The sequence below is a fragment of the Streptomyces humidus genome, assembly GCF_014649655.1.
In the GTDB taxonomy this organism is placed as follows: domain Bacteria; phylum Actinomycetota; class Actinomycetes; order Streptomycetales; family Streptomycetaceae; genus Streptomyces; species Streptomyces humidus.
Genome location: NZ_BMTL01000034.1, coordinates 43623 through 55754, shown reverse-complemented (window position 1 = coordinate 55754; position 12132 = coordinate 43623). Strand labels below are relative to the sequence as shown.

General features: G+C 73.2%; 11 protein-coding genes. 6 read left to right on the top strand and 5 right to left on the bottom strand.

What is annotated here, in order from left to right; translation table 11 throughout:
• Position 1: 1 nt before the first annotated feature.
• The 4 genes from IE239_RS32335 to IE239_RS32320 form a co-directional block, all read right to left on the bottom strand.
• A complete protein-coding gene (locus IE239_RS32335; protein WP_190153005.1) occupies positions 2–2449 on the bottom strand; it encodes a right-handed parallel beta-helix repeat-containing protein in 2448 nt (815 codons plus the stop codon).
• A gap of 107 nt (positions 2450–2556) precedes the next feature.
• Positions 2557–3162, bottom strand: coding sequence for an Rv1733c family protein (locus tag IE239_RS32330; protein ID WP_190153057.1), 606 nt, complete (start codon positions 3160–3162; stop codon positions 2557–2559).
• 183 nt (positions 3163–3345) lie between these two features.
• On the bottom strand, positions 3346–4170 hold the full coding sequence (locus IE239_RS32325; protein ID WP_190153004.1) for an MOSC domain-containing protein: 825 nt from the start codon (positions 4168–4170) through the stop codon (positions 3346–3348).
• Positions 4171–4226: 56 nt separating this feature from the next.
• Entirely contained in the window at positions 4227–4658 is a 432-nt protein-coding gene (locus IE239_RS32320; RefSeq protein ID WP_190153003.1) for a DUF6643 family protein, read from the bottom strand.
• 296 nt (positions 4659–4954) lie between these two features.
• On the opposite strand from IE239_RS32320, the gene IE239_RS32315 reads away from it, so the two are divergent.
• Positions 4955–6259 (top strand): TerD family protein, encoded by a 1305-nt coding sequence (locus tag IE239_RS32315; protein ID WP_190153056.1) that lies wholly within the window; start codon positions 4955–4957, stop codon positions 6257–6259.
• 44 nt (positions 6260–6303) lie between these two features.
• On the opposite strand, the gene IE239_RS32310 is transcribed toward IE239_RS32315, so the two are convergent.
• On the bottom strand, positions 6304–7479 hold the full coding sequence (locus IE239_RS32310; RefSeq protein ID WP_229878470.1) for a glycosyltransferase: 1176 nt from the start codon (positions 7477–7479) through the stop codon (positions 6304–6306).
• Positions 7480–7536: 57 nt separating this feature from the next.
• Between IE239_RS32310 and IE239_RS32305 the strand changes: the two genes are divergently transcribed.
• The 5 genes from IE239_RS32305 to IE239_RS32285 all read left to right on the top strand — a co-directional run bounded on the left by IE239_RS32305 (position 7537) and on the right by IE239_RS32285 (position 12087).
• Entirely contained in the window at positions 7537–8322 is a 786-nt protein-coding gene (locus tag IE239_RS32305; RefSeq protein WP_229878468.1) for a glutamate racemase, read from the top strand.
• A 108-nt stretch (positions 8323–8430) separates the two neighbouring features.
• Positions 8431–9006 carry a hypothetical protein gene (locus tag IE239_RS32300; RefSeq protein WP_190153002.1) on the top strand — a complete coding sequence of 192 codons (576 nt, stop codon included), beginning with the start codon at positions 8431–8433 and terminating at the stop codon, positions 9004–9006.
• Between the two features lie 99 nt (positions 9007–9105).
• A complete protein-coding gene (lnt, locus tag IE239_RS32295; RefSeq protein WP_190153001.1) occupies positions 9106–10716 on the top strand; it encodes an apolipoprotein N-acyltransferase in 1611 nt (536 codons plus the stop codon).
• Between the two features lie 33 nt (positions 10717–10749).
• Positions 10750–11274, top strand: a complete 525-nt coding sequence (locus IE239_RS32290) for an NUDIX hydrolase (RefSeq protein ID WP_190153000.1) — start codon at positions 10750–10752, stop codon at positions 11272–11274.
• Between the two features lie 9 nt (positions 11275–11283).
• Positions 11284–12087, top strand: coding sequence for a 3-hydroxybutyrate dehydrogenase (locus IE239_RS32285; RefSeq protein ID WP_190152999.1), 804 nt, complete (start codon positions 11284–11286; stop codon positions 12085–12087).
• The last annotated feature ends 45 nt before the right edge of the window (positions 12088–12132 follow it).

Sequence of the window (12132 nt, the reverse complement as noted above, 5' to 3'; positions counted from 1 at the left end):
GTCAGGGCAGCTCGGGCAGGTCCTCCGCGTACAGCAGCGTCAGGTCGTCCTTGGTCGGCTCGGTCACCTGCGCGACCCGGCTCGCGTGCCGCTCCACCATCGCCTCGAAGGTCTGGCGCGCGGTGCGTCCGTTGCCGAAGGCCGGGCCCTTCGGGAGCTCCGTGAAGTACTTCAGCAGGGCGTCCGCGGTGCTCGGGCCGAGCCGGTACTCGTGCTCCTCCGCCTGCTGCTCCACGATCCGCAGCAGTTCGCCGGGACCGTAGTCGCCGAAGGTGATCGTCCGTGAGAAACGGGACGCCACACCGGGGTTGACCGACAGGAACCGCTCCATCTCCGCCGTGTACCCCGCCACGATCACGACGACGGAGTCCCGGTGGTCCTCCATCAGCTTGACGAGGGTGTCGATGGCCTCCTTGCCGAAGTCCCGGCCGGCGTCCTCCGGCGACAGCGCGTACGCCTCGTCGATGAACAGCACCCCGCCGTGCGCCCGTTGGAAGGCCTCCTGGGTGCGGATCGCCGTGGAGCCGATGTGCTCGCCGACCAGGTCGACGCGGGACACCTCGACCAGGTGTCCCTTCTCCAGGACGTCGAGCGCGGCGAGGATCTCGCCGTAGAGACGCGCGACCGTCGTCTTGCCGGTGCCCGGGGAGCCCGTGAAGACGAGATGCCGCTTGACGGACGCGGCCTTGAGCCCCGCCTGCTGACGGCGCCGGCCCACCTCGATCATGTCGATGAGCGCCCGCACCTCCCGCTTCACGCTCTCCAGGCCCACCAGCGCGTCCAGTTCGCCGAGCACGTCCTGGGAGTCCCGCACCGACGTGCCCGGTCCGCCCTCGAGCTGCTGCGGCTCCGGCGCGGTGGCCCGCTGCTCGGGGATCATGCCGAGGAGCCCCGGCGACTGGGCGGTCGTCTGCACAGCCGCCTCCAACGCCGCCGGCAGGCCCGGGGTGCGCACGCCCGCGCTCTCGTCGCTGCTGCAGTCCTCGACCACGGGCCCGGAACCGGACGCGGCGTCCGCGCCGGCGTCCGCGAACTCGTAGCCGCCTCGCGCGCAGCGCTCTGTACGGCACTTGCGCAGCGTCGTGCGACTGCCGTCTATCACGTGGAAACCGTAGCCGCCGCTGTTGGTCACCCGGCAGTTCAGGAAGCTGCCCCGGCCGCCGGCCGACACATAGAACCCGGCCTCGGCGGGGGAGTCGACCGTGCAGCGCTCCACGGTGGGGTCGGCGCCCTTGGTGACGATCACGCCGGTCTGCGTGGCGTCCACGGTGCAGTTGGCGAGGGTGCCGCCGCTGCCGTGGTCGCGGAACCACGCGCCCGTCGCCGCGTCCCGGATGCGGCAGTCGTCGAGCTGGGCCGTCGCTCCGTCGCTCACCGACACGGCCGTGTTGCGCACCTGGAAGAGGTCGCTGTCGACGACGTCCGCGCGCGAGCCGCGGTCCAGGACGAAGAGAGCGTCCGGCACGTCGTGCACCCGGCAGGAGTCCAGCACGGCCGTGGCGCCGTCGCTGACCCAGACGGCCGGGTAGTCGCCGGTGCTGTCGAAGATCTCGCACTGGTTGGCGTCCACGCGCGTGCCCGGGTCCCACACCGACAGCCCGTTGCGGCCGAACTGACGCACCGTCGTGCGCGTCAGCGTCAGCACGGAGCGTGAGCGCAGGTCGACCGCGTTCTCCGGGATCTCGTGGATACGGCAGTCGGCAAGGGTGAGCACGGCGTCCGTGTCGAGGGTGACGCCGTCGGCGGTCGTGCGGTGCACGTCGCAGTCGGTGAGGTGCGCGGTGGCCCGGGAGGTGACCTGGACCCCGCTTCCCCGGATCTCGTAGATCTCGCAGCCCACCGCCTCCAGCGCCGAGTTGTCGCCGGTCGCGCTCAGTCCCGCGCCCGAGGCGTGGTGCACCCGGCAGCGCTCCAGCCGGGGATGGGCGCCCCCGCGCACGGCCACGCCGGCCTGCCCGGCAGCGACGATCTCGCACTCCTCGAAGACACCGCCGCCGCCGTCGACCACGGCGATGCCGATGCCGGCCGGATTGTCGACCGTGCACCGCCGCACCGTCGGGCGGGCGCCGCCGCGCACCTCGACCCCGGCCGAGGACCGCGTGACGATCCGCAGGTCCAGCAGCTCCGGGGCGCCCTCCTCGACGAGCACCGCGGGCGACGCGGCGTCCTGGCCCTCCACGTGCAGGTCCTGGATCACCGCCGAGGCGCGCACGGTCAGCGGCACGCCGTCCGCGGGAGCCAGGCGGACCGAGCCGGGGGAGCCCTCGGGGCCGCGCAGGGTCACCGACCGCTCCACGACGAGGTTCTCCCGGTAGGTGCCGGGAGCGATGGTGAGGACGTCGCCCTCGGCCGCGGCCTCCAGGGCGGCGGCGAGCGATGCGTACTCACCCGTGCGGCGCCGCCACCGCGATGTGCCGGTGTGCGTCACCTGGACCGTGCCCTGTGCCATGGCGTTGCTGTGCCCCCACCTCGTGGTACGCGCTGTGATGCCGAATGGTTCGGCCGGACCACCGTAGCGTGCGCGCGGGTGCTGGGTTGACCAGAGCGGGAAGGCCGTCAACTACCGGCGCCTGTGCGCCCCCAGTCCGGACCTGCCCGGTCCCAGGCCTGGTCCCAACGGGCGTACCGGCGGCGGACCATGCGCCACACGATCACCCGCCGTCCGCCCTCGACGGCGCCCGCGGTCAGCAGGGCCGCGCCGAGACCGGCCAGCACGGCGTGCGTCGTCGCCCTGACGGAGTCCAGCGGGCGGGGCACCGGACGGCCGTGTACGTCCGTCCATATCCCGAAACGGTCGCCGCCGTGCGGGGAGTTGAGGCCGGACAGGACGGTGCCGTGCCGCGCGGTGCCGTCCGGGGCCGTCCAGGCCGCGACGACTCTGGTGCGTGCCTCGCGGCCGGTGTCCGTCTCGGGATCGGCCTCCAGCGACGAGCCGGCCGCTCGACGCACCACCGTGGCCGTCACCTCGTGGCGGGACTCGTGCTGCTCGCGGACCGACTGCTGCAGGACGCCCTGCGCCGCGCCGCCGACGAGGGAGCCCACCACGGGCGCGACGAGGCAGATCAGGAGCAGGGCGGACAGTGCCACCCAGGCCTCCGCCAGATCCGTTCGCCGGCGCAGCGGGTTGTGCCGCCAGCGCCAGACTCCGCCGATCGCTCGCACCGTCCCCACCCCCTTCCCGCTCCGTGGCAACTCCCGTCGGAGTGAGTTCACGCGTGGGCGCGGTGAAGGAGAGCGACGTCACCACGGCCCCGGGACCTCTCATGAACTTCTCACGCAATGCCAACGCTCCGCAGCCGTGCGGTGGTTCCCGAGGGCCGCCCCGGTCGCCGGCCGCGGCGGGAACTACGCGAGGACGCGCACCGGATCGCCGACCCTGACCGTGCCGCGGGAAAGGGGGACCAGGTTCTGCCCGAAGACCAGCTTGCCGCCGAGGCGCCGGTGCCGGCCCAGGGTGGCCAGGGGCTCCCTGCCGCGGCCTGCGGTGTCCTGGTCGGTGGTGGTCACCACACACCGGCCGCAGGGCTTGGCCACCCGGAACCCGACGTCGCCCACGAGCAGGCGTGACCAGTCGTCCTCGGCCCAGGGTTCGGTGCCCGTCACGACCAGGCTGGGCCGGAAACGGTTCATCGGCAGCGGTCCCTCCCCGGGGTGGTCACCCTGTTCGATCAGGGAGTTGAGGGCGTCGAGGGAGGCGGCCGAGACGACCAGCAGCGGATAGCCGTCGGCGAAGGAGACGGTCTCGCCAGGCAGGGCGTACTCAGGATCGACCGGCCTGCGGACCGACGGGTCGTCCATGTGCACCAGTCGCACGTCCGCGCCGACGTGGGCACTGCACCAGCGGTGCGCCTCGGCGTCGGCGAGGACCGCCTCCACCTTGTCGCCGAAGAGCTCCATGGACACGGTGGCGACGGGCTCGGGAACCGGCACGGTCAGCGGTTCGAGACCGGGCGCGGACAGACGAACGCCGCCGCCGGGCGCGAGCTCGGCGGCGGCCAGTGCGAGGCGCGGCTGCCGGCGTTGGGTGACGACCTTTCCCCCGTCGTCGATCAGCGCCCATCGTCGGTCTCCGGCCAGCCCCCAGGGCTCCACGAGGGCCTCACGGGGCGCCTGTCCCCGCAACGCCTTGACCGGATGGACGTGTATCGACAGCAGTTCCGCATTCCCCATGGAGTCATCCTGCCAGGCGGCGAAGACCCCGGGGCGGTTCAGTAACCCCCGGCGGTTCAGTAACCCCGGTACTGCTGGTTGTTGTACGGGTCCTGGTACTGGGGTGCGGCCGGGCGGGGCGCGGCGGGCCGCATCGCCTCGTAGCCGGAGGGGGCGGCGGGGCGCATCTGCTGCTGCGCCTGCGGACCCGGGTAGCCGCGCGGAGGGCCGGCCTGCGGCGGGATGTACGCCGCCGGGGCCTGCTGCAGCGGTGAGGGCTGCTGGGCCTGCGGATAGCCGTAGGAGACCTGGGACGGGCCCGCCGGGAGCGCGGGGAGGGCCGAGGGGAGCGCGGGGAGATGGCTCGCGCCCATGTCGTACGCGGCGGGAACCCGGATCGGGGCGATCTGCGGGGTGCCCCGCTCGGCGACGAGCGAGTCGTAGATCGGGGTGTCCGGGAAGGAGGCGGAGTAGTAGCCGCCGCCATAGGTGGAGCGGGGGGAGGTCATGGCACATAAGTTAAGCCCACGATGTGCTGGTTGGGGAGACCGATAAGAGGGTTGATTTCCGTGTCGGCAGTGCCCTTGGATCCTCAATGCGACTGAACTTGGGAGAAAAGGGCGGCAAACGCTACGTAGATCGTGTAAAGCCCGAGTTCCGAGCGGGTTACCCGCGGTCCGCCGGGGCCGTTCCCGCGCTCCCGGTGGGCGTGAGTCGTGCCGCGCAATAGGTTGACGGGTAGACAACCCGAGAAGTGCCGGCGCGCCGCCCGGCGCACCGACTGACGATGGGGGCCTACATGCCCATGCCGAAGGGCTCCAATGCTCCGGTGCCGACCACGGCACTGCGGGTCGAGCTGGGCTGGCGCCAGGGACCCGGCGTTCCGGACGTGGACGCGTCGGCACTGGTCCTCGTGGGGGGAAAGGTCCGTTCCGACTCCGACTTCGTCTTCTACAACCAGCCCGCCCATTCCTCCGGCGCGGTCCGCCACGAGGGCAAGCGCGACGCCGGCGGACGGACGACCGACAGCCTGCTCGTCGACCTCGCGCGCGTGGAGCCCGCCGTCGAGACCGTCGTCGTGGCCGCTTCGGCGGACGGCGGCTCGTTCGGCCGGGTCCCCGACCTCTACATCGAGGTGCGGGACGCCGCGCAGGACACCGTCGTGGCACGGTTCGACAGCACCGGCGCCACGGTCGAGACGGCCTTCGTGCTGGGCGAGTTCTACCGACGCCAGGGCGCCTGGAAGTTCCGGGCCGTCGGCCAGGGGTACGGCAGCGGCCTCGAGGGACTCGCCACGGACTTCGGCATCACCGTCGACGAGCCGCAACGCACCGCGACCCCCGCCCCGCCCGCAGCGCCTCCCGCGGCGACGCCTCCGCCCCCGTCGCCGACGCTGCCCGCCTTCCCGGCCACGGTCCCCCCGCCCGTCCACCAGACCCCGCCTCCGCCGCCGGCCCCGCCCGCCGCTCCGGTGCGGCTGACCAAGGTGACGCTCACCAAGGCCGCCCCCTCCGTGTCGCTGACCAAGCAGGGCGGCACCTCCGGCACCCTGGGCGTCAACCTCAACTGGGAGGTGCGCAAGCAGTTCTCGGGGTGGGGCGGCAAGCGCGGCCGCGCGGTCGCCCTGCACAACGACCTCGACCTCGACCTGTGCGCCCTGTTCGAACTCGCCGACGGCCGCAAGGGCGTCGTCCAGGCCCTCGGCAACGCCTTCGGCTCCTTGCACCAGCCGCCGTACATCCATCTCGACGGCGACGACCGCACGGGAGCGGTGTCGAGCGGCGAGAACCTCACCGTCAACCTCGACCGCAGGAACGACCTCCGGCGCATCCTGGTGTTCGTCACCATCTACGAGGGCGCCCGCTCCTTCGCCGACCTGCACGCCACGGTCACGCTCCGACCCCAGTACGGCGCGCCGATCGACTTCTCGCTGGACGAGTGCACGGTTCCCTCCACCGTCTGCGCGCTCGCGCTCATCACCAACCACGGCGGCGACCTCGTCGTCCAGCGCGAGGCCCGCTACCTCGTGCCGGAGCGCGGCGTGAGTCCGCAGCGGACCGTCGACCACGCCTACGGGTGGGGCATGAACTGGACACCGGGCCGTAAGTAGGACCGGCCCCGCGCCCGCGAGGGCCCGAGACGGCCCGCGAAGGCTCAGCTCTCGTCGGCGACGGCGTCCGGACGCGCGTAGGTGCGACCCTTCCAGGCCGCACCGCGCCCCCGGTAGTGCTGCACCGCGGAGTCGACCGTCATCAGCAGGTAGAGGAACGCGGTCAACGGCAGCAGAGGAGCGAGCCACGCCGGCTGCCGGTAGTAGCGGAGCATCGGCATGTACGTCCCCGTCATGACCAGCCACGCCAGACCGCCGCACACCGCGGCCGGCGCGCTGCCGACGGCGAGCCCGCACAGGAGGGCGAGCGGCGGTACCAGGTACACCAGGACCAGGCCGAGCACCGTGCCGGCCAGCAGGAGCGGTCGGTGCCGCAGCTGCGCGTAGGCGCTGCGCGAGACCATCCGCCAGAGGTCGTGCAGCCGGGGGTACGGGCGCACGCTGTCCACGTGGACGGCCAGTCCCAGCCAGATGTGACCGCCGCCGCCCTTCACGGCCCGCGCGAGCGCCACGTCGTCGATGACGGCGTGCCGGATCGCGTCGGGGATCCGCGCCCGCTCGGCCGCGTCGCCGCGCAGCAGCACGCAGCCGCCCGCCGCGGCCGCCGTGCGCGAACCGCGCCGGCCGATCCGGCGGAAGGGGTAGAGCTGCGCGAAGAAGTAGACGAAGGCCGGCACCACCAGCCGCTCCCACCGGCTCGACACCCGCAGCCGTGCCATCTGGGAGACGACGTCGAAACCGCCGGTGTGCGCGGCCGCCACCAGCTCGCGCAGACTGCCGGGCGCATGCGCGATGTCGGCGTCCGTGAGGAGGAGGTACTCGGGCTCACGCGCGCGTGCCAGCGCGATCCCCTGACGGACCGCCCACAGCTTCCCGGTCCAGCCCGCGGGCGGCTCGCCGGGCGAGGCCACGGTGAGCGGGAGTCCGCCCTGCCGGCGGGCGAGGGCCCTCGCCACGTCCGCCGTGCCGTCGCCGCTGCCGTCGTCGACGAGGAAGATCTCCGCCCGGCCCGGATAGTCCTGCGCGAGCAGGGTGGGCAGGCTCGCGGGCAGCACGGCGGCCTCGTCGCGCGCGGGCACGACGACGCAGACCGAGGGCCATCGGCGGGGCGCCGTGCGCGGGGGCAGCCTGACGTCCGTGCGCCAGAAGAAGCCCTGACAGAGCAAGAGCCACAGCCAGGCGGCCAGGGAAACGGCGGCGATCCACACGACGGCGCTCACGCGCGCAGTCTGCCCCACCCGGCCGTGCCGTACGGGCACATCGTCTATGGTGGCCGGGTGAAGATCGCGCTCATGGACTCCGGAATCGGCCTGCTGGCAGCCACCGCCGCGGTACGACGCCTGCGGCCCGACGCCGATCTCGTGCTCTCCCTCGACCCCGACGGCATGCCCTGGGGACCGCGCACCCCGCAGGACCTCACCGAGCGGGCCGTGGCCGTCGCCGAGGCCGCCGCGGCCCACCGGCCCGACGCCCTGATCGTCGGCTGCAACACGGCCAGCGTGCACGCCCTGCCGGCCCTGCGGGCACTCCTCGAACCAGCTGTCCCGGTGATCGGGACCGTCCCCGCGATCAAGCCCGCCGCGGCCGGCGGCGGCCCCGTCGCCATCTGGGCCACGCCCGCCACCACGGGCAGCCCCTACCAGCGGGGCCTGATCGAGGACTTCGCCGACGGCGTCGCCGTCGCCGAGGTGCCCTGCCGGGGGCTGGCCGAGGCGGTGGAGCACGCGGACGAGGCGGCGATCGACGCCGCGGTCGCCGCGGCCGCCGCGCTCACCCCCGACGAGGTGACGACGGTCGTCCTGGGCTGCACCCACTACGAGCTGGTCGCCGACCGCATCCGTGCCGCCGTGCGCGCTCCCGGGCGTCCCGCGCCGGTCCTGCACGGGTCCGCCGGCGCCGTGGCCGCGCAGGCGCTGCGCAGGACAGGCGCCCGTCCCGAACCCGAGACGGCGACGCTCGGCACCGTGACGGTCATCCTCAGCGGCCGCCTGGGCGACCTCCCCGCGTCCGCCCTGGCCTACGCCGAAGGCCGCCTGCTCCAGGCCGTCGCCCCCGTCAGGTGATCGATCCTCCCGTCCGCTGATCGAAGCGTCCCGGGCGGCCCGCCGGGCGGAGCAGTCACCCTGCGCCACGTGCTACCGGCGCAGCGAAACCTGAGTAACCTCGTGGATATGAGGGACCACCCCCACGACGAGAGCACCCCGCCTCCCGACGTCCCGCATAGCGACGTACACCATCCCGACATCTGGACCGGCCGGGCCACCAACCGCGTCCAATGGCTGCTCGCCCTCGTCGGGGCCGCCTTCATGGCGCTCGGCGTGGAGCTCGCCGTCGACTCCGCGTGGACGTCCGGCACCGCTCCTCTCGCCATGTCCGTCGTGGGCTGCATCGCCGCCGGTCTGCTGGTCCTCTTCGGCACGCTCGCCTTCGTCCACGTCGACCTGAAACTCGACGGGGAGTGCCTCGAAGTGCGCTGCGGCCACATCGGCCTCCCGCGCCGCCGTATCCCGCTGGCCCATGTCGCCGGCGCCGACTTCGAGCCCCTCGTCACCCCACGCCACTGGGGCGGCTGGGGCTATCGCTGGCGGCCGGAGAAGGGGACCGCGGTCGTCGTGCGCCGGGGCGAGGGCGTGGTGCTGAGGCTCTGGGACGGACACACCTTCACGATCACCGTGGACGACGCGGAGTCGGCCGTCCGCGTCATCAGGGACCGGCTGCGCACGGCCGCCGCGGGCGCGGCACACTGACGGCCCGCGCGCGGCGCGTCCTCGGGCGGCCTGGCGACGGGAGGTCCGCCCCTCAGACCGCGCTGTCGGCCAAAAGGTCGCCCGCCGTACACTCCCGGAGTGACCGTCACCGCAACTTCCGTGGGCCAGCCGGACCAGCTGGAGCCCCCGACCGCGCCCGTCTCCCGCGGCGCGCGGCTCCTGCGTCTCGTCCCGGCCGCCGCCGCGGCGCTCTCCGGAGTGCTGCTCTACGTCAGCTTCCCGCCGCGCACCCTGTGGTGGCTGGCGCTGCCGGCCTTCGCCGTCCTCGGCTGGGTACTGCGCGGGCGCGGCTGGAAGGCGGCCTTCGGCCTCGGCTACCTCTTCGGCCTCGGATTCCTGCTGCCGCTGCTGGTGTGGACCGGTGTGGAGGTCGGCCCCGGCCCCTGGCTCGCCCTGGTGGCCATCGAGGCGGTCTTCGTCGCGCTGGTCGGCGTGGGCGTCGCCGCCGTCTCCAGGCTCCCGGCCTGGCCGGTGTGGGCGGCGGCGCTCTGGATCACCGGCGAGGCGGCACGCGCGCGGGCGCCGTTCGGCGGCTTCCCCTGGGGCAAGATCGCCTTCGGCCAGGCGGACGGCGTCTTCCTGCCCCTCGCCGCGCTCGGCGGCACCCCCGTGCTCGGCTTCGCGGTCGTCCTGTGCGGGTTCGGCCTCTGCGAGCTCGTGCGTCTGATCCTGATCCGGCGGCGCTCGGGCGAGGTGCGGCGGTCGGCGGCCGCGGTCGCCCTGCTCAGCATGGCCGTCCCCGTCGTCGCGGCCGTGGCCTCCCGCACCCTGGTCAGCGACAAGGCCGAGGACGGCACCGCGACGGTCGCCGTCATTCAGGGCAACGTCCCCCGGCTCGGCCTGGAGTTCAACGCACAGCGCCGGGCCGTGCTCGACTACCACGCGCGCGAGACCGAGCGGCTGGCCGCCGAGGTCGAGGCGGGCAAGAAGGCCCGGCCCGACTTCGTGCTGTGGCCCGAGAACTCCTCCGACATCGACCCCTTCGCCAACGCCGACGCCGCCGTCGTCATCGACCGGGCGGCCAAGGCGATCGGCGTGCCCATCTCGGTCGGCGGAGTCGTCCGACGCGACGGCAGGCTCTACAACGAGCAGATTCTGTGGGACCCGGCGAAGGGACCCACCCAGACCTACGACAAACGCCAGGTGCAGCCGTTCGGCGAGTACCTTCCGCTGCGTTCCCTCATCGGAGCGATCAACAGCGACTGGACGTCGATGGTCCGCCAGGACTTCAGCCGGGGCACCAAGCCGGGCGTGTTCGCCATGGACCCGGCCAAGGTCGGCCTGGTCACCTGCTACGAGGCCGCCTTCGACTGGGCCGTGCGCTCCGAGGTCACCGACGGCGCACAGCTGATCTCGGTGCCCAGCAACAACGCCACCTTCGACCGCAGCGAGATGACCTACCAGCAGCTCGCCATGTCCCGCGTCCGCGCGGTCGAGCACAGCCGGACCGTCACGGTGCCCGTGACCAGCGGGGTCAGCGCGATCATCATGCCGGACGGCGAGATCACCCAGAAGACCGGCATGTTCGTTGCGGACTCCCTGGTGCAGAAGGTGCCCCTGCGCTCCTCGGAGACGCCTGCCACGAAGCTGGGGATCCTGCCCGAGATGCTCCTGGTGCTCGTCGCGGCGGCCGGTGCGGGATGGGCGACCGGCGTCGCGGTGCGGGCCCGGCGGAACACCACGAGCTGATCAGCGCGCCAGGTCGCCCGTTAGGCTCGGGCCATGCCGACTCCTGACTTCATCACCGAGATCCGGGCCTCTGCCGGGCACCACCTGCTCTGGCTTCCCGGCGTCAGCGCCGTCGTCTTCGACGACCTGGGGCGGGTGCTGCTGGGACAGCGCGCGGACAACCGTCAGTGGACCGTGATCAGCGGCATCCCGGACCCCGGCGAACAACCCGCCGACTGCGCGGTGCGGGAGGTCTACGAGGAGGCGGGCGTGCACTGCGTTCCCGAGCGCGTCGTCCTGGTGCGCGCGGGAAGGCGGGTGGAGTACCCGAACGGCGACCGCTGCCAGTTCATGGACGTCACCTTCCGCTGCCGGGCCGTCGGCGGCGAGGCGCGGGTCAACGACGACGAGTCCGTCGCCGTCGGCTGGTTCGCGCTGGACGCCCTGCCGCCGATGCACGAGCGGCAGGTGTTCCGCATCAAGCAGGCGCTCTCCGACGAACCCACATGGTTCGAGACCACCGCTTCCGAGCCGACTATGGGCGACGACCACATGGGGCCGGGGTCCGGCTCTGCCTAGGGTCGAGGCATGACTTCGTCCCAGGTCACCGCCTTCGGCCCCGCCGCCCCCTCACTCGACCTCGGAGGCCGCACCGCCCTCGTCACCGGCGCCGCCGGCGGCATCGGACGCGCCTGTGCGCTGCGGCTCGCGGCGGCCGGAGCCAAGGTCCGGGCCGTCGACCGGGACGAGGCCGGTCTGACGACGCTCACCGAGAGCGCCGTCGGACTGCCCGGATCGGTCGAGCCGTACGCCCTGGACCTCACCGACCTGGACGCCGCCGAGCAGGCCGCCGCCGGGACCGACGTCCTGGTCAACAACGCCGGACTGCAACGGGTGGCTCCCCTGGAGGACTTCCCGCCCGACGTCTTCCACACGGTGCTCACCGTGATGCTGGAGGCGCCCTTCCGGCTCATCCGCGGCGCCCTGCCCCACATGTACGGACAGGGCTGGGGCCGCATCGTCAACGTGTCGTCCGTCCACGGGCTGCGGGCCTCCGCCTACAAGTCGGCGTACGTGGCGGCAAAGCACGGACTCGAAGGACTGTCCAAGACCGCCGCCCTCGAAGGCGCGCCCCACGGCGTGACCTCCAACTGCGTCAACCCCGCCTATGTACGCACCCCGCTCGTCGAACGCCAGCTCGCCGACCAGGCGCGGACGCACGGCATTCCCGAGGAGCGTGTGCTGGCCGAGGTCCTGCTGCGCGACAGCGCCGTCAAACGGCTCATCGAACCGGAGGAGGTCGCCGAGGCCGTCGCCTACCTGTGCGGCCCCCAGGCCTCCTTCGTGACGGGGGCCTCGCTCGTCCTCGACGGCGGCTGGACCGCCCACTGAACGGCCCGGCCGACGCCGCAGGCAAAGTTGTCCACAGGGCTGACG

Bases quoted from the DNA above. Each gene is read 5' to 3' on its own strand.
- IE239_RS32335 (WP_190153005.1), bottom strand. From the start codon at position 2,449: ATGGCACAGGGCACGGTCCAGGTGACGCACACCGGCACATCGCGGTGG.
- IE239_RS32325 (WP_190153004.1), bottom strand. From the start codon at position 4,170: ATGGGGAATGCGGAACTGCTGTCGATACACGTCCATCCGGTCAAGGCG.
- IE239_RS32320 (WP_190153003.1), bottom strand. From the start codon at position 4,658: ATGACCTCCCCCCGCTCCACCTATGGCGGCGGCTACTACTCCGCCTCC.
- IE239_RS32315 (WP_190153056.1), top strand. From the start codon at position 4,955: ATGCCGAAGGGCTCCAATGCTCCGGTGCCGACCACGGCACTGCGGGTC.
- IE239_RS32300 (WP_190153002.1), top strand. From the start codon at position 8,431: ATGAGGGACCACCCCCACGACGAGAGCACCCCGCCTCCCGACGTCCCG.
- IE239_RS32290 (WP_190153000.1), top strand. From the start codon at position 10,750: ATGCCGACTCCTGACTTCATCACCGAGATCCGGGCCTCTGCCGGGCAC.
- IE239_RS32285 (WP_190152999.1), top strand. From the start codon at position 11,284: ATGACTTCGTCCCAGGTCACCGCCTTCGGCCCCGCCGCCCCCTCACTC.